Genomic DNA, 19,900 nt, shown 5'->3' with positions numbered 1-19,900 from the left:
CAACCGGAACGTCAGCAGCGGGTCCCGTCGGCGGGGACGGCCCCCGTGAGCAGGTAGGCGTCGACGGTGTCGGCGATGCAGTCGTTCGAGGAGCCGTACGCGGTGTGGCCCTCGCCCTCGTAGGTCAGGAGGGTGGCGGACGACAGGAGGTCCGCCAGCTTCACGGCCCACTCGTAGGGTGTCGCGGGGTCGCCCGTGGTGCCGACGACGAGGATCGGTGCGGCGCCCTCGGCGGTGTAGGAGTCGAGGGTGCCGACCGCGGGGACGGGCCACTGGGCGCACACGGTGCCGCCGAAGCCGAAGAAGTAGCCGACCGTCGGAGCGGCCTCCTCGATCTGGGCAGCCTCGGCGCGCATCGTCGCGAAGTCGGCGGAGCCGGGGTTGTCGAGGCAGTTGATCGCGTTGAACGCGACGGTCGAGTTGGTGCTGAACGTGCCGTCCGGCTGCCGGTCGTAGTACTGGTCGGCCAGCTGCAGCAGCATCGAGCCGTCGTTGTTGTCGAGGGCGGCGGTCAGGGCCTGCGTCAGCAGCGGCCAGTACGACTGCGCGTAGAGCGGGAGCGCGATCCCGGAGAACGCGAGCGACCGGGTCAGGGCGCGGTCGGTACCCGTCGGGAGCGGGTTGGCGTTCGCGCGCTCGAAGAGCTCGCTGATCTGCGCGAGCCCGTCCTCCAGCGACCCGTCCAGCGGGCAGCGGGGGCCGGCCTGGCAGTCGGTGATGTAGGCGCGCAGCGCGTTCTCGAAGCCGACCGCCTGCCCCTCGGACACCTCGAGGTAGGTCAGCGTGGGCGGCTTCGCGCCGTCGAGGACCAGCCGGCCGACCTTCTCCGGGAACAGCGCGGCGTAGGTGGCGCCGAGGAGGGTGCCGTAGGAGAAGCCCAGGTAGGTGAGCGTCGCGTCGCCGAGCGCCGCGCGCAGGATGTCGAGGTCGCGGGCCGCGGACACGGTGTCGACGTGGCCGAGCGCCGCGCCCGTGTTCTGCTCGCACGCGGCACCGAGCTCGCCGTACATGTCGATGACGTCCTGGATGCCCGCGTCGGTCGAGTAGTCGGCGTCGTAGGCGATGATCTCGTCCAGCCCGGCAGCGTCGACGCACGTGACGGGGCTGGAGCGCTGCACGCCGCGCGGGTCGAACCCGACGAGGTCGAACTGCCGGGTGATGTCGGCGCTGACCATCCCCGCGACCTGGCTGACGAAGTCGACACCGGACGCTCCGGGGCCGCCCCGGTTCAGCAGCAGGGAGGCGACCGGTTCGCCGCCGGTGGCCCTGGCGCGCGCGAGCGCGATGCCGATCGACGGTCCGGCGGGGTCCGCGTAGTCCAGCGGCACCTGCGCGGTCGCGCACTCACCCTGCTCGCACGCGGTCCACTCCAGCTGCTGCCCGTAGTACCGCGCGAGCTCTCCCGTCGCCTCCGCGGTCGGCGACTCGACGATCTGGCCCGACGCCTGGTTCTTGGGAGACACGCACCCCGCGAGCAGCACGACCACAGCGAGCGCGGCAGCGACCACGGCGACGGCGGCGCGGTGCCGCGGGTGGCGTCCGACGCTCGTGGGCGCGACGAGGCGTGCGGAGAGCGGCATGCGCACACGGTAGCCGTCGATGCTGAGCGTCCGGAGCGTCGTCCGCCGGATGCGCGGGACCGTCACCCGATCTGCACAGGCGGTCGGTCAGCCCTGCGGGCGCAAGGCCACCGCCATCGCCTCGACGGCCAGCAGCGGGGCGACGTTCCCCGCCAGCCGCGTGCGGGCCTGGCCCACCGCGTCCATCCGGCGCAGGGTCTGCTCGGCGGTGCTCGACCCGGCGAGGGTCCGCACCGACTCCTCGTGCTCGACGTTGACCAGCTCGACGCCGGCGCCCAGCTGTACGACGAGCACGTCGCGGTAGAGCGACAGGAGGTCGACCATCGCGCGGTCGAGGACGTCGCGCTGCGCCCGCGTTGCCCGGCGCTTCTGGTCCTCCTCGAGCTGCCGGACCTGGGTGCGCAGGGTCGGCGGCAGGGTCGCTGCCCCCTCGGCGCCCATGGACCGGAGCAGCTCCGCCTTCTCCTCGGCGTCCCGCTGCTCGGTCGCGGCCTTGGCATCGGCCTGCGCGGTCTCGACGAGCTCCCCGGCGGCCAGCACGGCGTCGCCCACCCCGCGGATCTTCGCCGCGATGCCCAGCACCGCGGACCGTCGCGCGCGAGCCTCGGGGTCCCGGGCGAGCCGACGGGCGATCCCGACGTGGCTCTGCGCCGCGCGCGCCGCGACGGCCGCCACCGTCGGGTCGATGCCGTCCCGCGACACCAGCAGCGCGGCGACCGCGTCGACCGGCGGCACGCGCAGCGCCACGGAGCGGCTGCGAGAGCGGATGGTGACCAGGACGTCCTGCGGGCTCGGCGCGCAGAGCACCCAGACCGTGCGACCGGCCGGCTCCTCGATGGCCTTGAGGAGCGAGTTGCCGCTGGTGTCGTTCAGCCGGTCGGCGTCCTCGATGATGATGACCCGGAACCGCCCCTGCGACGGCGCCCGCTGCGCGAGCTCCACCAGCGGGCGGGCCGTCTCGGCGCGGATGAAGACACCCTCGGTGGCGACGACCGTGACGTCCGGGTGCAGGCCGCGCAGGGTGGTGGTGCAGTCGTGGCACGTCCCGCAGCCGCCGGTCGCGCACTGCAGCGCCGCGGCGAACGCGCGGGCGGCGTTGGACCGGCCCGAGCCGGGCGGGCCGGTGAGCAGCCACGCGTGGGTCATCGCCGCCGGGTCCTCGATCGCGTGCCGCAGCACCTCGACCGCAGGCTCCTGGCCGACGACGTCGTCCCAGACGCTGGTCACGCCGCCACCCCGAGCAGGGCCGCGACCCGGGACCGGATCTGCGCCGCGAGCTCGTCGACGGGCCGCGTCGCGTCGAGCACGAGCCAGCGACCCGGCTCGGCCTCGGCGCGGCCGAGGAACGCCTCGCGGGTGCGGCGGTGGAACTCGTCGCCGGCCCGCTCCAGCCGGTCCGGGTCCCCCGTCAGGCGCGCCTTGCCCGCGACCGGGTCGAGGTCGAGCAGCACGGTCAGCGCCGGGAGCAGTCCGTCGACCGCCCACAGCGAGAGGCGCTCGACCTCGTCGGCCCCCAGGTCCCGGCCGCTGCCCTGGTAGGCCACCGACGAGTCGAGGTACCGGTCGGTCACCACCACCGCGCCGCGGGCCAGCGCCGGGCGGACCAGCGAGGCCACGTGGTGCGCGCGGTCGGTGGCGTAGAGCAGCGCCTCGGTGCGGGCGTCGACGTGGTCGCCGTGCAGGACCGCGTCGCGCAGGAGTACCCCGAGCTCGGTCCCGCCGGGCTCGCGCGTCAGCACGACCTCCCGGCCGAGCCCGGTCAGCCACTCGCCCAGCAGACGCGCCTGCGTCGACTTGCCGGCGCCGTCACCACCCTCGAACGAGAGGAACAGGCCAGGGAGCGTCGTCACGTGCGCAAGGGTAACCGTCGGGTCCGACGTCACTCCCCGGGGTACGTGACGCCGACCAGCGACCGGATGGTGTCCATCGTGCGCAGCACCTCGAGGGTGTTGTCCCACGTCATCCGCGGGCTCTGCGTGGCGCCCTCCGCCACCCGGCGGGCGACCTCCGCGGCCTCGTACTGCAGGCCCTTGGTACCCGGCTGGTTGAACTCCCAGACCCGGCCGTCAAGCCGCTGCACGTGGAACGAGGTCGGTGCGTAGAAGCTGCCCTTGACCACGATGTTGCCCTCGGTGCCCGAGATGAGCGCCATCGTCGGGGTCTTGGCCCACATCGTCGTCGACAGGGTGGCCTGCGCCCGGTCCCCGTAGGACAGGACCATCGAGATCTGACCGTCGACGCCCGTCGTGGTCAGCTGCCCGACCGCCTGCACGGCATCGGGGACGCCGAGGAAGTCGTGGGCGAACGAGACGGGGTACACGCCCAGGTCCAGCAGGGCGCCGCCGGCCAGCGCCGGGTCGAACAGCCGGCTCTTCGGGTCGTACGTGAACGCCTGGCCGTGGTCGGCGGAGAGGTTGATGATCTCCCCGATCTCCCCGGCGTCGATCACCTGGTGCAGCGCGTAGACGTGCGGCAGGAACCGCGTCCACATCGCCTCCATGACGAACACCCCGGCGGTGCGCGCGGCGGCGAAGACCTCCTCGGCCTCGCCCGCGTTGCGCGTGAACGCCTTCTCGACGAGCACGTGCTTGCCGGCGCGGATGGCCAGCAGCGCCTGCTCCTTGTGCTCGGAGTGCGGCGTCGCGATGTAGACGGCGTCCACCTGCGGGTCCTCGACCAGCTCGCGGTAGCCCACGTGCGTGGTCGGGATGTGGTGCGCCGTGGCGAACCGCTGCGCGCGGTCGCGGTTGCGCGAGCCGACGGCGACCAGCTGCGCGCGGGTGTGCGCGTTCACGGCCGCCGCGAACGTCGCGGCGATGTTGCCGGCGCCGAGGATGCCCCAGCGGATCGGCGGTGCGGAGCGAGGGTCTTCAGCGCGATCAGCCATGAGCGACAACCTAGCGCGCGCGGTGGGGCTGGCCGATCCCGGCCGGGCGTAGTGAGATGTCGGGGTGCCTTCCGTCCCCGACCGTCTTGCCGCCTGGGGGCAGGAGCTGGTGGAGGTGCACGACCGGTTGCGGGACGAGCTGGACCGGCTGCTCGACGGCCTCGACGAGACGTCCGCGCTGACCCCCGACCTGCGGACGCACTGCCTCGCGTTCTGCGGCGCGGTCGGTCGGCATCACACGAGCGAGGACCGGACGGCGTTCCCGGCGCTGGCGGAGCAGTACCCGGAGCTGCGGGACACGCTCGACGGGCTCACCCGGGACCACCACGTGGTCGCGGGGATCCTGCAGAGCATCGATGAGGTGCTGACCAGCAGCACCGACCTCGCGCGGGCACGCAGCGAGATCGACGGGCTGGCCGCGATCCTCGAGTCGCACTTCCGCTGGGAGGAGCGCGCGGTCGTCACGGCGTTGGACGGTCTGACCGACCCCGACGTCGACGCGGAGCGGCTGTTCGGCCGCGACGTCTGACGCCGTGCAGGGGGTACCGCCCCTACTTCTTGGCGGCAGCCTTGGCCTTCGCCGGCGCGCGTCGGGCGGGGGCCTTCTTCTTCGCGGGGGCCGATGCGCGCTTCTCCGCGAGCAGCTCGATCGCCTGCTCGCGCGTGATCGACTCGGGCGTGAGGTCGCGCGGCAGGGTCCGGTTGGTGACGCCGTCGGTGACGTAGGCGCCGAAGCGGCCCTCCTTCACCGTGATCGGCTTCTCCGACGTCGGGTCGTCGCCCAGCTCGCGCAGCGGGGGTGCGGACGTGGCGCCTCGCCCACGCTTGGGCTGGGCGTAGATGGCCAGGGCCTCGTCGAGGGTCGTCGTGAAGAGCGCCTCCTCCGACGCGAGCGTGCGCGAGTCCGTGCCCTTCTTCAGGTACGGGCCGTAGCGGCCGTTCTGCGCGGTGATCTCGGTGCCGGACTCGGGGTCGACGCCGACCACGCGCGGCAGCGACAGCAGCAGGAGGGCGTCGTCGAGGGTGACCGACTGGAGCGACATCGACTTGAACAGCGACGCAGTCCGCGGCTTCGGGGCGGCGGCCAGCGCGCGCTTCTGGGCGGCGGCCGACAGGGACGTGTCGATCTCCGGGTCCGGCAGGATCTCCGTGACGTACGGGCCGTAGCGGCCGTTGCGCGCGACGATCGGGGTGCCGGCCACGGGGTCGGTGCCGAGCACCTGGTCGCCCTCGGGCTGCGTCTCCAGCAGCTCGCGGGCCTTGGCGACGGTGAGCTCGTCGGGGGCCAGCTCCTCGGGCACGGACGTGCGGCGCGTGGTGCCGTCCTCGGCGGGCTCGGCGTTCGAGTCCTCCAGGTACGGGCCGTACCGGCCGACGCGCAGGACGATGCCCTCGCCGATCGGGATCGAGTTGACCTCGCGGGCGTCGATGTCACCGAGGTTCGCGACGAGGTCACGCAGACCCTCGCCCTCCTCGTTGCCCGTGCCGTCGCCGAAGTAGAACCGGGACAGCCACGCCACCCGGTCCTTGTCCCCCGCCGCGATCGCGTCGAGGTCCTCCTCCATCTCGGCGGTGAAGTCGTAGTCGACCAGCCAGTCGAAGTTCTCCTCGAGCAGCCGCGTCACGGCGAACGCGAGCCACGACGGCACCAGCGCCTGCCCGCGGCCGGTCACGTACCCGCGGTCCTGGATCACGGAGATCGTGGCGGCGTACGTCGACGGCCGGCCGATCCCGCGCTCCTCCAGCGCCTTGACCAGCGAGGCCTCGGTGTAGCGGGGCGGCGGGGAGGTGCGGTGGCCGTCGGCGGTGAGGTCGGACGCGGACATCTCGTCGCCCTCGGCCATCTTGGGCAGTCGCGCGTCGTCCTTCTCGGCCGGGGCCGCGGCGTCCTCGCTCTCCTCGGCGTAGCGCGACACGTCGCGACCCTCCTCGTACGCGGCGAGGAACCCGCGGAACGTGATGACCGTGCCGGAGGCGGAGAACAGGACGTCGGTGCCGTCGGCAGCCGTGGCACCGAGGCGGACGGAGGCGGTCTGCCCGCGGGCGTCGGCCATCTGGGAGGCGACCGTGCGCTTCCAGATCAGCTCGTAGAGCCGGAACTGGTCACCCGACAGCTCCTTGGCCACCTGCGCGGGGGTCCGGAAGTGGTCACCGGCGGGGCGGATGGCCTCGTGGGCCTCCTGGGCGCCCTTCGCCTTGCTGGCGTACACCCGGGGCGCGTCGGGGATGTACTCGGCGCCGTACAGCTCCGAGGCCTGCCGGCGCGCGGCGTCGATCGCCTGCGAGCTCAGCGACGAGGAGTCCGTACGCATGTAGGTGATGTAGCCGTTCTCGTACAGCCCCTGCGCCGTGCGCATGGTCTGCCGGGACGCCATCCGGAGCTTGCGCGACGCCTCCTGCTGGAGGGTCGAGGTGGTGAACGGTGCCGCAGGGCGGCGCGTGTACGGCTTGGTCTCGAGCGACGCGACGGAGAACGCGGAGTCGGCCAGCCCGGCGACCAGGGCGGTGGCCCGCGCCTCGTCGAGGTGGGCGACGTCGGCGGCGCGCAGCTGCCCGGTGTCGAGGAAGTCGCGGCCGCTGGCGACCCGGCGGCCGTCGACCGACGTCAGGCGGGCAGAGAAGGACGGCTCGGCGTCGTCGAGAACCGCGAACGTCCCGGTCACGTCCCAGTAGTCGGCGGCGACGAACGCCATGCGCTCGCGCTCACGCTCGACCACCAGCCGCGTCGCGACGGACTGCACGCGGCCCGCGGACAGGCCCTGGCGGACCTTGCGCCACAGCACCGGGCTGACCTCGTACCCGTAGAGCCGGTCGAGGATGCGCCGCGTCTCCTGGGCGTCGACCAGCCGGTCGTCCAGCTCACGGGTGTTGGCCAGGGCGCGCTGGATGGCCTCCGGGGTGATCTCGTGGAACACCATGCGCTTGACGGGGACCTTGGGCTTGAGCTCCTGGAGCAGGTGCCAGGCGATGGCCTCGCCCTCGCGGTCCTCATCGGTGGCCAGGAAGAGCTCGTCGGAGTCCTTGAGGAGCTTCTTGAGCTCGCTGACCTTCTTCTTCTTGTCCGCGTCGACCACGTAGTACGGAGCGAAGCCGTTGTCGACGTCCACGGCGAACTTGCCGAACGGGCCCTTCTTCATGTCCGCGGGCAGCTCCGACGGCTGCGGGAGGTCACGGATGTGCCCGACGCTCGCCTCGACGTCGTACCCCTCGCCGAGGTACCCGGCGATCGTGCGCGCCTTGGCAGGCGACTCCACGATCACGAGCTTGCGCCCTGCAGACATCGGTCAGGCCCTTCTCAGACTTCGACGGGTCGGTCGGCCCGTGCGACGTTGGGGACTCTACGGCGTCGCGTCAACCCCGCGGCAATCGCGATGCTGCCGCCTGGCGCAGCAGCAGCATGATGGCGAACGCCAGGCAGGACGCCATCAGCACGCCCGCGGCACCACCGAGATATGCCGTCACCTCTTCCGCGCGGGCGTCCAGGTCGTCCAGGTTCTGCCACGTGTGGGACAGCGCGACGGCGGCCGACGCCCCCGCCCCGACCCCGACGATCAGCAGCCCCGCGACGACGCCGCGCATGGTCGCGGGCGTCGGCGGCCGGTCGCCCGCGATCCGGAGCGCACCCGTCGCCGTCGACGCGCGCGCAGGGGTGAGCGCCACCATCGCGCACGCGATCGCGGTCCACGCGAGCACCACGAGGACGGCCGCGACGACGTCCGACGGCCGGTGCCACTGGCCGATGAGCGTCGAGATCCCGGTGGCGGTCGTGTACCCGGCGCCGAGCACCGCGGCCCACGGGCGGGCGCGCGGCGGCACCACGAGCAGCAGCGCGGCCGAGACGGAGGCGGCCGCGGTGGTGTGACCGCTGGGGAGGGTGTTGCCGTAGTCGGCCTCGACGCCGAGCTCCGGGCGGTAGAACACCCACTTCTTCAGCACCTGCGTGGTGAGGTTGGCGCCGATCATGAGGACGGCCACCTGGACGGCGAGCGACCAGCGGCGGCGCAGCACGGCGATGACCATCGCGGCGATGAGGACGGCGGCCATGAACCCGACGGAGACCACGTCCAGCACCCGCTCGGCGACCACCCACAGCCGCGTCTGGCCGTGCAGGGCGCCCTGGAACGCGGCGTTCTCCACCTGCTGACCGGCGAGCGTCTCCACGAACACCCGCCACAGCAGGAAGACCCCAGCGAACGAGAGCACCGCCACGGCGATCGCCACCGCGACCACGACGCCGCGACGGTCCCGGGCGTCGGGCGTCGGGCGCACCGGTGCGGGGAGGGTGGGGGCGTCGCTCACCGGACAACGGTAGGTCACCGGGCCGGGTGCGACGGGCCCCGATCAGGGGACGGGCGTCGGCTCCCCCGGTCCGACGACGACGGCGTGGCGACAGCCGCCGAGCCGGGCCCGGGCGTCGTCGTCCGCGTTGATGCACAGCAGGCACCCGCCGCGCCGCTCCAGCTCCCACCCGGCCTCGTCGATCGCGTCGGCGGCGCGCCCGCTGCGCAGGCTCGTGGCCGCGAGGTCGAGCACGACCAGCGACGCCGACGCCGACAGGACGCCCAGCAGGTCGCGGAGCCGGCCGACGTCGGCGCGCCCGAACGACCCGGCCGGTCGCACGTTGGCCGTGATCCAGGCGGGGGCGACGGTGGCCTCGCCGGCACCTCGATGGCTGACGGATGCGTCCGGTACGTCTGGGGTCACCGTGCTCATGGCGGGCCTCCCGGCTCTGTCGGTCACGCGGTCCTCCGCGTGCTCGACACCCACTCCACCCGCTGGGTCTGTGGACACCCTGGACGTGACCGTCTCTTTACCTGTGGAGGTCGACGACGGCACGCGTCGTGTCCTCGGCGATCAGGTCCATGTTCAGCGCGGCCGCCGCGCGCGTGCCCGCCGCCATCGCCCCCGTGACCTGCGCCATGAGGTCGGTCGCGTTGCCGGCGACCCACACCCCGGGCACGGAGGACGCCCCCATGAGGTCGGAGGCGGCGTGCTCGCCGACGCCCATCTCGTGCGGTACCGCCCTCAGGCCCAGGCCGGCGAGCCCGTCGAGACGCGCGACGAACCGCGGCATCACCGTGAGAGCGGACCGTTCCACCACCTCGCCGGACGCCAGCCGGACGCCGCTGAGCCGACCGTCGGTGGCGAGCACCTCGACGACCTCCCCGGGGACGACGCGGATCCCCCGAGCGGCCAGCTGCTCGGCCTGCTCGGGCGTCGGCGCCGGTGCGGTGTGCTGGAGCAGGACCACGTCGTCGGACCACTGCCGGAACAGCAGCGCCTGGTGCACGGCACGCTCGGACGTCGCCAGCACGCCGATCGGCTGGTCGCGCACCTCCCAGCCGTGGCAGTACGGGCAGTGCAGGACGTCGTGGCCCCAGCGCTCCCGCAGGCCGGGGAGGTCGGGCAGGTCGTCGACGAGCCCGGTGGCGACGAGGAGCCGTCGCGCCTGCTCGGTCGTCCCGTCGTCGAGGGTCACGACGAACCCGTCGCCCTCGCGCTCCGCGGCCACGACCCGGCCGGTCCGCAGCGATCCCCCGTAGCCCGCGAGCTCGGACCGGCCGCGCACCAGCAGCTCCAGCGGCGACACGCCCTCCTGCCCGAGGAGCCCGTGCACCCCGTCCGCCGGGGCGTTCCGCGGGGTGCCGTCGTCGATCACCAGCACCGACCGGCGGGCCCGCGCCAGCGTCACCGCCCCGCTCAGACCCGCAGCACCACCACCGATGACAATCACATCTCTCATGCAGCCAGCATCGGACGGCCCGTCGCGAACCGGCAAGCATCGTTGCCGAAGTGGCAAACTGCTGGGCATGGACGACGTCGACCAGCTCATGCGGACCGTCGGGCCCCGGCTCCGGGCCGTCCGGCAGCAGCGCGACCTGACGCTCGCGCAGGCGTCCGACGCGACCGGCATCTCGGTCAGCACCCTGTCCCGCCTGGAGTCGGGCGCCCGGCGGCCGCAGCTGGAGCTGCTGGTCCCCCTGGCGGCGCTGTACCGGGTGCCGCTCGACGAGCTCGTCGGGGCTCCCGCCACCGGCGACCCGCGCATCCACCCGCGTCCGGTGATCGAGCACGGCATGACGGTCATCCCGCTGTCCCGACGCAGCGGCGGGCTCATCGTCTACAAGCTGGTCCTGCCGCCCGGCGGCCCGCACCCCGACCCGGAGACGAACTCGCACGAGGGCTACGAGTGGCTCTACGTCATCGACGGGCACCTGCGCCTGGTGCTCGGCGAGCACGACCTCGTCCTGCCGCCCGGCGAGGCCGCCGAGTTCGACACGCGCGTCCCCCACTGGTTCGGGAACGAGACCTCGGAACCGGTCGAGCTGCTCAGCATCTTCGGCGCCCAGGGAGCCCGCGTGCACGTCAGAGCGCGGCCGCGATCGAAGGAACAGGAGCGGACGAGCGCCGTCGGCGGGTGAGAGGTGGGCCGGCCGAGCGGCCAGGGGTAGCGGTCGGCGCCCCTGGCCGCCGGCGAGAACCGGGTGGTCCGGTCAGAGCCGGGTCAGCTGCCACTGCTGGTTGGCCCCGCCGTTGCCGGCCCACTGCACGACCGGCGCCCCGTCGTTCGTCGCGGCACCGGAGACGTCCGCCACCAGTCCGCTGTCGTGGCTGACGATGGTGTAGTAGCCGTTGCCGGTGGGCCGCAGGAACCACATCTGGTTGGTGCCGCCGTTGGCCGTCCACTGCTGCAGCTGCAGCCCGGGCGTGCTGCTCTTGGCGTTGACGTCGAGCAGCTTTCCGCTCGGGACGTACCGGAGGGTGTAGGAGCCGTCAGCGGCCGTGGCGACGGTCCAGGTGCCTGTGCCGCTCTGCTGGACCGCCTTGGCACCGTCCGCGGTGGAGCTGCCTGCGACAGCGAGCGGCTTGCCGCTGTTGCGATTGACGATCCGGTAGGTGCCCGGCTCGATTCCGCCTCCGCCTCCGCCGAGGTTGAAGTACTCCACCGCGTCGGTGAAGACGGAGCGACCGGACTTCGTGGTCGACAGCTGCAGGTACACGCGGCTGCCGGTGGCCGGCGCGGTGAAGGACACCGGCTGGGTGACCCGCGAGCCGAGCGGGACGGTCAGGGTCGTGCTCCCGGACGCGACGACCGCGCCGTCCGGCGCATCGAGCCGAGCCGTCCAGGTGAAGCCGACCGACGTGGTGGTGAAGTCGTCGTTGAACACGGTGATGGTGCGGGTGACCGTGGCGTTCCGGGCGTAGGTGGGCACGGCACTCGCCAGCGGGAAGGTGCCGTTCGAGTCCGAGTTGCCGGAGGCCGACCAGTAGGGGAGGTCGACCGCGGCCACCGGGTTGAACGCCGCCTGCACGCGCTGGATCTGCGGGTTGCTCCAGGGGTCCGGCAGGTTGTCCGCGCCGTAGACAGGGCGACCGCCCTCCTCCGGGACGAAGTCGCCGGTCCGCACACCGGGAATGACGCTGGCCCAGGCGGACAGCAGCGTGTACGGACGGAGGTCGGAGGCGTCCTTGCCGCGCTTGGCCAGGGTTGCCGTGGCGAACCACTCGAAGCCCTGCTTGGTGTTGCACGCCGGCCAGATGAACTCGCCCTCGCCGTCGGGCCGCCCGTTCACAGTGATCAGGCGCTCGCCGTACCTGCCGAAGCCGTCGACGTAGTGCGGGATCACCGCGAAGTTGGAGTACGTCATCCCGGGATACGAGTTGAGGTTCGCGTTGACGCCCAGCTCGGCGATGATCGGCCGGGTGCCGTCGGCGCCGTTCATCGCCGCGTACAGGTCCTTCTCGAACTGCTCGGAGTCCTGGCCGCTCTGGTTCGGCTCGTTGGACTGGCTCCAGCGGATGATCGCGGGGTGGTTGCGGTCGCGCAGGACCAGCGCACGGGCGTGGTTGACCATGTTGTCGTGCCCGGTGATCCAGTCCTGCTTGCCGGAGGAGCCGCGGATCGCGGTCTCACCGATGATCATCAGGCCCATCTCGTCGGCGACATCCAACATGTACGGGCTCGCGGGCTCCTGGTGGATGCGCACCACGTTGAAGTTCAGCCGCTGGTAGTTGTCCACGGCCTGAGGCCAGCCACCGTTGCCCGACGACGGGGGCAGGAAACCGGGCAGGGTGTCGAACGCGTCGCCCTTGCCGCCGTTGTTGACCCGGTCGTAGTCGGCACCCTGGAGGTTGTCGCCGCGGAAGTTCACGCGCACGCCGTTGAGGTAGTAGTACTCCCCGTTCTGCGTGGCTTCCCGGAACCCGAACCGGTAGGTGGCGTCGCTGGTCTGCCCGTCATCGGTGACGGCATGCACCGTCAGCCCGTGCAGCTGCGCTCGGTAGCCCGACCGGTACGGCACGTTGGGCCACCAGTACGAGGTGCTGTCGAGGTTCCACGCGACCGGCCCGACGGTCACGGTCGCGGTCGAGCGGGCCGCCACGGTGACCGTACGGCTGGGCAGTGCCGGATAGCTGAAAGCCGTTCCGTTGATGGACGACAGCGACCCCGTCAACGTCACCGACCGGGAGCTGCCCGAGGTGTTGCGCACCGTCACGTCGTAGCTCAACGTCTTGTTCGCCACCGACGGACGCACGAACGTGTCGCTGACGTACACCGCCGGGTAGACCTTCAGGAACGCCGAACGGAAGATCCCCTGGGGGACCGCCTCGGACCAGTCGGCTGCGTCGGGCACCAGGTAGCGGCCGTTGGCTGCCTTCAACGCGCCGCGGCCCTTCACGTTGACGCTGATCGTGTGGGTGGTACCGGGGGCGGCGAACGAGGAGATGTCGAAGTTCGACGGGGTGAACGACGTCGTCTGGGTGGCGACCACGCGCCCGTCGACCGAGAGCGTCGCCTCGTGGTTGACGGCACCGAGCTCGATCCAGGTCGACTGCGGCTGCCCCGAGTTGGGCACGGTGATGCTGCGCGAGTACACCGCCTCGGTCACGTCGGTGAAGCCCTGCTTGTACCAGCCGCCGCCGGGCACGGTGATCGAGGTCGCCCCTCGACCCTTCGGCGTGAAGCTCCACGTCCCGGCCAGGTCGACCGAGGCGGTCGCGGTGGCGCCGGCCGGTGCGACCGCTGCAGCTGGCTGTGCTGCGACGGCCGGCTGTCCTGCGGCGGCGGATTGGGTCGTGCCGTCGATGGCGGCCGTGGCCGGTGTCGCCGCGGCGGTGACTCCTCCGACGACCAGGGCGAGCGCCACAGCGGCTGCAGCTGATCGACGCGGGTGACGGGTGCGGAGCATCTGGGCGTGCCTCCTGACGGCTGATCGCGCGCCTCGGCAGTGAGCGCGGCAGCGATAGACGACGGCTCTCATCGAACTTCGTTGTTCGGGGTCCTCCGGGTCGTACCGGGCGAAAACGTAACTCGTATGATGTATGCGGTCAATCGCGTGGCGCGCCTAAACGTATAGACGTGGGCATGGGGGCTGGGCTCGACCAACCGCTCGACAAGCGGGTGCTGGTCGCTGAGCTGCTGCGAGCGCCGGTGCTCGGTGCAGGGCCGCCCCGCCCCCGGCTAGCAGCCCTGTGGAGAGGGAGCCGGGGGCAGGGCGGGGATCAGCGGACCGACAGCTCCACCGGGACGGGCTGCGGCTCGAAGCCGGCCGCGGCGACGGCGGCGGGGTCGTGGCGCAGGCACGCGACCGACCGGCGCGGGTCGTCGCCCTCGACGGCGGGCGCGACGAGCTCCGGGGTGATCGCCGCGCAGGCGTCGAACGCGAACGCGCAGCGGTCCCGGTAGGGGCAGCCGGTGGGCAGGTTCGACATGTCCGGGGGCGATCCCGGGATGCCGGTGAGCTCTCGGCGGGGACCGCGCAGGGGCGGGAACGAGTGCAGCAGGGCGTCGGAGTACGGGTGCCGCGGGCGTCGGTACATGTCCTGCGCCGAGGCGTCCTCGACGATCTCGCCGGCGTACATGATCGCGATGCGGTCGGCGATCTCGATCAGCAGCGACACGTCGTGCGTGATGAAGATGACCGAGAAGCCGAGCCGCTCGCGCAGCTCGGCGATCTGCTCGACGATCTGCCGCTGCATGACCACGTCGAGGGCCGTCGTCGGCTCGTCCATGATCAGCACCTGCGGGTCGAGCGCGAGGGCCATCGCGATCATCACGCGCTGGCGCATGCCGCCCGAGAGCTGGTGCGGGTAGTCGCGCAGCCGGTCCGCGGAGATGCCGACGAGCTCGAGCATGCCCGCGGCACGCTCCAGCGCCTCCTTCTTGGTGACCCCCGGCAGGTGCGCGGAGATGCCGTCGGCGATCTGCCGGCCGATCCGGTACACCGGGTTGAGGGAGTTCATCGCGCCCTGGAACACGATCGCCAGGTCCTGCCAGCGGGTGGCCCGCAGCTCGGCGTCGTTCAGCGTGAGGATGTCGGTCTGCTGCCCCGACCGGTCGGTGAAGATGACCTCCCCGCCGGTGATGAGGCCGGGCGGCGGGAGCAGCCGGGTGGCCGCGTACGCGAGCGTCGACTTGCCGCAGCCCGACTCGCCGGCCAGGCCGAGCACCTCGCCGCGGTTGAGGGTCAGCGAGACCTGGCGCAGCACGTGCGTCGGGTCCTCGTCGTACCCGTAGTCGACCGAGAGGTTCTTGATCTCCAGCACCGGGTCGGTCGCGGCGGCGTTCGCCCGGAACGCGCGCTGGGCGGTCTCGGCACTCATGCGCGATCCTCCTTGGCCTCGTAGACGACCGGCGTGAAGCCGATGCGGGGACGGATCTTGCGCTTGCGCATCGACCGGGCGTTCAGCCCGACCGACCGCAGGCGCGGGTTGACGAACTCGTCGATCCCGAAGTTGATGAGCGTCAGCGCCATGCCGAGCAGGGCGATGAGCAGACCGGCGGGGACGAACCACCACCACGCGCCGCGCTGCAGGGCCAGCTGCGCCTGCGCCCAGTACAGGACGGTCCCCCAGTTCCACTCGTTGGTGGGCGTGATGCCGACGAACGAGAGCGTGATCTGGGACAGCACGGCGAACCCGACGGTGCCGACGAAGCCCGCGGCGATGATGGCCGTGAGGTTGGGCAGGATCTCCGCGGTGATGATCCGCCACGTGCTCTCGCCGTTGGCCCGTGCGGCCTCGACGAAGTCGCGTTTCCTGAGCGAGAGGGTCTGCGCCCGCAGGACGCGGGCACCCCACGCCCAGCCGGTCGCGGCGATCACCAGGGCGACGGTGAGCCCGCCGGCCGACGGCAGCTGGCCCGCGATGATGATGATGAGCGGCAGCTGCGGGATCACGAGGAACACGTTGGACAGCGCCGAGAGCGACTCGTCGCCGACCCCGCCGATGTAGCCCGCGGTGACGCCGACGAGCACACCGATCACCGTCGCGACGGTCCCCGCCACGAACCCGACCACCAGCACGCTGCGGGTGCCCAGGATGAGCTGGCTCATGACGTCCTGCCCCTGGTGCGTCGTGCCCATGAGGTGCTGCCACGACGGGGACTGCAGGATGGCCGACGACCGCGCGTTCGGGTCGTACGGCGCGATCCACGGGCCGATGATCGCGATGAGGAAGAAGAACCCGAGGATCACGAGGCCGGTGAGGGCCTTCGCGTTGCGCATGAACAGGAACCGGCGCCTGCCCTTGCGCGGAGTGGTCGCGTCCGGCGTGATCTCCAGGTCCTCGAAGAACGCGGCTTCGACAGTCATGTCAGCCCTCCTGTCGCGTGCGGGGGTCGAGCACGCCGTAGGCGACGTCGGCGGCCATGTTGGCGAGGAGCACGGCGAACGTGATCACGAGGAAGCACCCCTGCATGAGCGGGTAGTCCTTCGCGTTCACCGCGCTGAACAGGTAGTAGCCGATGCCCTGGTAGGAGAAGACGATCTCCATGACCAGGGTGCCGCCGACGATGAAGCCGAGGGACAGCGCGAAGCTGGACACCTGCGGCAGGATCGCGTTCCGGGCGGCGTAGCCCATCCGCACGGTCCGCTCCTTGAGGCCCTTGGCCTGCGCGACCGTGACGTAGTCCTCGGAGGACACCGTGACCATCATGTTGCGCATCCCGAGCATCCAGCCCGCGATCGACGACACCACGATCGTCATCGCCGGCAGGAACCCGTAGTAGATGACCGACCCGATGAACTCCCAGGACAGCGTGGGCACCATGCTGCGGTCGTAGCTGCCGCTCGCGGGGAACCAGCCGAGCGTCACCGAGAACAGCGAGATGGCGATCAGGGCGAGCCAGAAGTACGGCACGGCCGAGAAGAACGTGGACAGCGGCAGCAGCCCGTCCATCCACGTCCCGCGGCGCCACCCGATGCCGGTGCCGACCAGGGTGCCGAGCGTGAAGCTGATGACCGTCGCGACGCCGACCAGCCCGATGGTCCACGGCAGGGCCTGCCGGATGACGTCGGCCACGGGCGCCATGTACGTGAACGAGATCCCCAGGTCACCGTGCAGCAGCAGCTTCCAGTACGCGACGTACTGGTCCCACAGCGACATGTTCTCGTCCAGCCCGAACAGTGCCCGCAGCGCCTCGGCGGCGTCGGGGCTGATCCGGCCCTGGTTCTTGGCGATCAGGGCGCTCACGGGGTCGCCCGGCATGATCCGCGGGATGAAGAAGTTGATGGTGATCGCCGCCCAGGCGGTGATCGCGTAGAAGACGATGCGTCGGGTGAAGAACCTCATCGGTCGACCTCCAGCACCGAGACGTCCACGGCCGGGCGCTCGCCGTACGCGTCGAGCACCGAGCCCAGCGCCGGGCGGTCCTCGCGGTCGGAGTAGCCCCAGCAGGCGGCCTCGCGACCCTCGCCCACGGGCAGCAAGGGCGGCACCTCGGTCCGGCACAGGTCGGTGGCGAACGGGCAGCGTGGGTTGAACCGGCACCCGTCGGGTGGGGCCACCAGGCTCGGCGCCTCGCCGCGGGCGCCCCGGGCGCGGGACTCCAGGTCGTCCGGGTCCGGCGCGGAGCGCACCAGCAGCTGGGTGTACGGGTGCTTGGGGTCCTGCGTGACGGACTCCGAGTCGCCGCTCTCCACGATCCGGCCGGCGTACATGACCATCGTCCGGTCCGCGAAGTAGCGGGCCGACGCGATGTCGTGCGTGATGTAGAGGATCGCGAGCTGCAGGCGGTCCCGCAGGTCGCGCAGCAGGTTGAGGATGCCGAGGCGGATCGACACGTCGAGCATCGAGATCGGCTCGTCGGCGAGCAGCACCTCGGGGTTCGCCGCGAGCGCGCGGGCGATGGCGACGCGCTGGCGCTGACCGCCGGAGAGCTCGTGCGGGAACTTGTCGATGTACCGGGCCGCCGGGCGCAGCTGGACCCGGTCGAGCAGCTCGTCGAGGGCCGCCTCGAGCTCGACGCCGCGCAGGCGACCGCGGTGGATCTTGAGGCTCCGCGTCAGGGTGTACCGCACGGTGTGCACGGGGTTCAGCGACCCGAAGGGGTCCTGGAAGATCATCTGCACGCGGCGCACGTACCGGTGGAACGCCGTCCGGTTCTTCGCCGTGGCGTCCTCGCCGTGCAGCAGGATCTGGCCGCCGGTGACGGGCATGAGCTGCGCGAGCAGCCGGGCGATCGTGGACTTGCCGGAGCCGGACTCCCCGACCAGCGCGACGACCTTGCCGCGGTAGAGCGACAGGTTGACGTCATCGACGGCGTGCACGACCTTGCGGGCGCGGGTGCCGCGCACCGGGAAGTGCTTGCGGAGGTCGATCGCCTGCAGGACGGGCGCGTCTTCTTCGTGCGGGGGGCTCATCGGTTCACCTTGGGGTCGTGTGTGCGGGGGCGGAGGCGTCCGCCCGCCGCACCCCTCGTCTCAGTCCTCCGTCGGGACGAGCTTCGACAGGATCAGAGCGGCCTGCGGACCCGTCGGCTGCGGGTTCGCGTACGGGTCCTCGTCGGTCGGGAAGCCCGTGTAGTTGACCGTCGAGTACTGCGCGACGGCGGGACGGGACCAGATGACGAGGCCGGGGACGTCGTCCACGAACGCCTTCTGGACGATGTCCAGCGCGGCGGAGCGGGCGTTGTCGTCGGTCCCGGCCTTGAAGTCGGCCAGGGCCGCCGTGACGGCGTCGTTCTTGTAGCGACCGAAGTTCCACGTCGCCGACTCACCGAGCGGCACGTAGGACGCGCCGTCCATGATGTTGGAGTACATGTTCCACGGCGTGCTGCCGCCGTCGGTCCAGTGCAGGGACGCCTGGAAGTTGCCGAACGGGATGATGTCGTTGAACCAGGTGTCCTGGACGACGCCCTCGACGGACGCCTCCGCACCGAGGGCGGCTGCGCCCTCGCTGATGATGCCGAGCGCGTCCAGGTAGTCCGTCCAGCCGGTCGGGTTCTGGAGCGTGAAGGAGACCTTCTCGCCGTCGGGGTCGACCAGCGCGTCGCCGTCCCAGGTGTAGCCGGCGTCCGTGAGGACCTCCTTGGCACCGTCGACGTCGACCGTGAGCTCCTGGTCGAGGTACGCGTCCGAGATGAACGCGTCACCCGACGGCTGGGGCAGCCCGGTCACGCTCTTGATCTGCGGCCACACGCCGTAGCCGGCCGTCGCCGAGATGTCCGCGCGGTCCACGACCATGTTCAGCGCCTTGCGGAACGCCACGTCGTTGAACGGCTTCGTCTCGTTGTTCAGGTAGAGGACGTCGACGCCGAAGCCACCGCCCGCGACCTGGTGGAAGTGCTCCGGGTCCTTGGCGATGAACGTGTTCTCGAAGTCCGGGATGAACGTCCAGCCCCACTGCGCCTCACCGGTGGTGAGCGCCGTGGTCAGGCCGGCGTTGTCGTTGAACGTGTCGTACCGCAGGGTGCCGACCTTCGGGGTCTCGCCCCAGTAGTCGGTGTTCGGCTCGAGCGTGACGGCCTGCGGCGTGAAGGACTTGAGCTTGAACGGGCCGGTGCCGATCATCTCGTCGTCGGTCCACGTCACCGGGTCCTGGCTCTCCCACAGGTGCTTGGGCACGATGAGCAGCTTGAGCAGCTTGTCGCGGTTGACGTACTGGCCGGACTCGAAGTTCACCGTGACCGTGTTGCCGTCGACCGTGATGTCGCCGTACTGGTCGGGGAAGTCGGTGTTCAGCTCCTTGTTGTCCTTGCGGAGCTGGATCGAGAACGCGATGTCGTCGGCGGTGAAGTCCGTGCCGTCCGACCACTTCACGCCCTCACGGGCCGTGATGACGGCCTGCGTCGAGTCGGGGTTCCACTCGACGGACTCGGCGAGCCACGGCGTCGGGGGGTCCGTCGGCTTGAGCTCGTTGACCTGCATGAGCGACTCGTAGACCGCGAACGCGTACCCGAGCGAGAGCGACGCGGAGCCGTTCGCGAGCGGGTTCTGGTTCGGCTGCTGGGGGCCGTTCGGCATGCCGATCGTCAGGATCTTGTCCGAGACGCCATCTGCGCCCCCGGTGCTGTCGTCGCTGCTCCCGCCGCCGCCGGAGCAGGCGGTGGCGAGCAACGCGAGGGTGGCCGCCGTAGCGACGACCGTCGAGAGCTTGCGGATTCTCACGAGTGCCTCCTTGCACTGATGCGGAAACTGCTGGTCGTGCCGGT

16 protein-coding genes are annotated in these 19,900 nt (G+C 71.6%); 2 read left to right on the top strand and 14 right to left on the bottom strand.

Translation table 11 applies throughout. From position 1 onward, the window contains the following. Positions 1-11: 11 nt before the first annotated feature. The 4 genes from ASD16_RS10840 to ASD16_RS10825 form a co-directional block, all read right to left on the bottom strand. Positions 12-1,580 (bottom strand): alpha/beta hydrolase, encoded by a 1,569-nt coding sequence (locus tag ASD16_RS10840; RefSeq protein WP_055918270.1) that lies wholly within the window; start codon positions 1,578-1,580, stop codon positions 12-14. A gap of 87 nt (positions 1,581-1,667) precedes the next feature. Next, positions 1,668-2,807 (bottom strand): DNA polymerase III subunit delta', encoded by a 1,140-nt coding sequence (locus ASD16_RS10835; RefSeq protein ID WP_055916692.1) that lies wholly within the window; start codon positions 2,805-2,807, stop codon positions 1,668-1,670. Then, the gene (gene tmk, locus ASD16_RS10830) at positions 2,804-3,430 is read right to left on the bottom strand and encodes a dTMP kinase (protein ID WP_055916690.1); all 627 of its coding nucleotides are present in this window, start codon (positions 3,428-3,430) and stop codon (positions 2,804-2,806) included. Before tmk ends, ASD16_RS10835 begins: the two co-directional genes overlap by 4 nt. A 29-nt stretch (positions 3,431-3,459) precedes the next feature. Beyond that, positions 3,460-4,467, bottom strand: a complete 1,008-nt coding sequence (locus ASD16_RS10825) for a Gfo/Idh/MocA family protein (protein ID WP_055916688.1) — start codon at positions 4,465-4,467, stop codon at positions 3,460-3,462. Between the two features lie 64 nt (positions 4,468-4,531). Here ASD16_RS10825 and ASD16_RS10820 point away from each other — a divergent pair, with 64 nt between their 5' ends. After that, positions 4,532-4,996, top strand: coding sequence for a hemerythrin domain-containing protein (locus ASD16_RS10820; RefSeq protein ID WP_082570772.1), 465 nt, complete (start codon positions 4,532-4,534; stop codon positions 4,994-4,996). Positions 4,997-5,018: 22 nt separating this feature from the next. On the opposite strand, the gene topA is transcribed toward ASD16_RS10820, so the two are convergent. The 4 genes from topA to ASD16_RS10800 all read right to left on the bottom strand — a co-directional run bounded on the left by topA (position 5,019) and on the right by ASD16_RS10800 (position 10,210). Beyond that, positions 5,019-7,748: a type I DNA topoisomerase gene (topA, locus tag ASD16_RS10815; protein WP_055916684.1), complete on the bottom strand. Its 2,730-nt coding sequence runs from the start codon at positions 7,746-7,748 to the stop codon at positions 5,019-5,021. A gap of 70 nt (positions 7,749-7,818) precedes the next feature. Then, positions 7,819-8,766 carry a phosphatase PAP2 family protein gene (locus ASD16_RS10810; RefSeq protein ID WP_235523247.1) on the bottom strand — a complete coding sequence of 316 codons (948 nt, stop codon included), beginning with the start codon at positions 8,764-8,766 and terminating at the stop codon, positions 7,819-7,821. A gap of 42 nt (positions 8,767-8,808) precedes the next feature. After that, a complete protein-coding gene (locus tag ASD16_RS10805; protein WP_055916680.1) occupies positions 8,809-9,180 on the bottom strand; it encodes a hypothetical protein in 372 nt (123 codons plus the stop codon). 97 nt (positions 9,181-9,277) lie between these two features. Beyond that, positions 9,278-10,210 (bottom strand): NAD(P)/FAD-dependent oxidoreductase, encoded by a 933-nt coding sequence (locus ASD16_RS10800; protein ID WP_055916678.1) that lies wholly within the window; start codon positions 10,208-10,210, stop codon positions 9,278-9,280. Between the two features lie 67 nt (positions 10,211-10,277). Between ASD16_RS10800 and ASD16_RS10795 the strand changes: the two genes are divergently transcribed. Continuing rightward, positions 10,278-10,889 (top strand): helix-turn-helix domain-containing protein, encoded by a 612-nt coding sequence (locus ASD16_RS10795; RefSeq protein WP_055916676.1) that lies wholly within the window; start codon positions 10,278-10,280, stop codon positions 10,887-10,889. A gap of 72 nt (positions 10,890-10,961) precedes the next feature. Here the strand turns inward: ASD16_RS10795 and ASD16_RS21420 are convergent, their stop codons facing one another. From ASD16_RS21420 to ASD16_RS10765, 6 genes are all read right to left on the bottom strand, one after another. Then, positions 10,962-13,616, bottom strand: a complete 2,655-nt coding sequence (locus tag ASD16_RS21420) for an RICIN domain-containing protein (RefSeq protein ID WP_200942935.1) — start codon at positions 13,614-13,616, stop codon at positions 10,962-10,964. Between the two features lie 355 nt (positions 13,617-13,971). Continuing rightward, a complete protein-coding gene (locus tag ASD16_RS10785; protein ID WP_055916674.1) occupies positions 13,972-15,072 on the bottom strand; it encodes an ABC transporter ATP-binding protein in 1,101 nt (366 codons plus the stop codon). Next, positions 15,069-16,061, bottom strand: a complete 993-nt coding sequence (locus ASD16_RS10780) for an ABC transporter permease (RefSeq protein ID WP_055916673.1) — start codon at positions 16,059-16,061, stop codon at positions 15,069-15,071. Before ASD16_RS10780 ends, ASD16_RS10785 begins: the two co-directional genes overlap by 4 nt. A gap of 1 nt (position 16,062) precedes the next feature. Further along, the gene (locus ASD16_RS10775; RefSeq protein ID WP_055916671.1) at positions 16,063-17,040 is read right to left on the bottom strand and encodes an ABC transporter permease; all 978 of its coding nucleotides are present in this window, start codon (positions 17,038-17,040) and stop codon (positions 16,063-16,065) included. After that, positions 17,037-18,110 carry an ABC transporter ATP-binding protein gene (locus tag ASD16_RS10770; protein WP_055916668.1) on the bottom strand — a complete coding sequence of 358 codons (1,074 nt, stop codon included), beginning with the start codon at positions 18,108-18,110 and terminating at the stop codon, positions 17,037-17,039. The genes ASD16_RS10775 and ASD16_RS10770 overlap by 4 nt, the downstream gene beginning before the upstream one ends. A 60-nt stretch (positions 18,111-18,170) precedes the next feature. Beyond that, entirely contained in the window at positions 18,171-19,856 is a 1,686-nt protein-coding gene (locus tag ASD16_RS10765) for an ABC transporter substrate-binding protein (protein ID WP_055916666.1), read from the bottom strand. Positions 19,857-19,900: the final 44 nt, after the last annotated feature.

The sequence above is a fragment of the Cellulomonas sp. Root485 genome (genome assembly GCF_001426705.1).
In the GTDB taxonomy this organism is placed as follows: domain Bacteria; phylum Actinomycetota; class Actinomycetes; order Actinomycetales; family Cellulomonadaceae; genus Cellulomonas.
This window is presented reverse-complemented; position numbering and strand designations above follow the sequence as displayed.

Coding starts and splice junctions, on each gene's coding strand:
- ASD16_RS10840 (WP_055918270.1), bottom strand. CDS start 1,580: ATGCCGCTCTCCGCACGCCTCGTCGCGCCCACGAGCGTCGGACGCCAC.
- ASD16_RS10825 (WP_055916688.1), bottom strand. CDS start 4,467: ATGGCTGATCGCGCTGAAGACCCTCGCTCCGCACCGCCGATCCGCTGG.
- topA (WP_055916684.1), bottom strand. CDS start 7,748: ATGTCTGCAGGGCGCAAGCTCGTGATCGTGGAGTCGCCTGCCAAGGCG.
- ASD16_RS10805 (WP_055916680.1), bottom strand. CDS start 9,180: ATGAGCACGGTGACCCCAGACGTACCGGACGCATCCGTCAGCCATCGA.
- ASD16_RS10800 (WP_055916678.1), bottom strand. CDS start 10,210: ATGAGAGATGTGATTGTCATCGGTGGTGGTGCTGCGGGTCTGAGCGGG.
- ASD16_RS10795 (WP_055916676.1), top strand. CDS start 10,278: ATGGACGACGTCGACCAGCTCATGCGGACCGTCGGGCCCCGGCTCCGG.
- ASD16_RS10785 (WP_055916674.1), bottom strand. CDS start 15,072: ATGAGTGCCGAGACCGCCCAGCGCGCGTTCCGGGCGAACGCCGCCGCG.
- ASD16_RS10780 (WP_055916673.1), bottom strand. CDS start 16,061: ATGACTGTCGAAGCCGCGTTCTTCGAGGACCTGGAGATCACGCCGGAC.
- ASD16_RS10775 (WP_055916671.1), bottom strand. CDS start 17,040: ATGAGGTTCTTCACCCGACGCATCGTCTTCTACGCGATCACCGCCTGG.
- ASD16_RS10770 (WP_055916668.1), bottom strand. CDS start 18,110: ATGAGCCCCCCGCACGAAGAAGACGCGCCCGTCCTGCAGGCGATCGAC.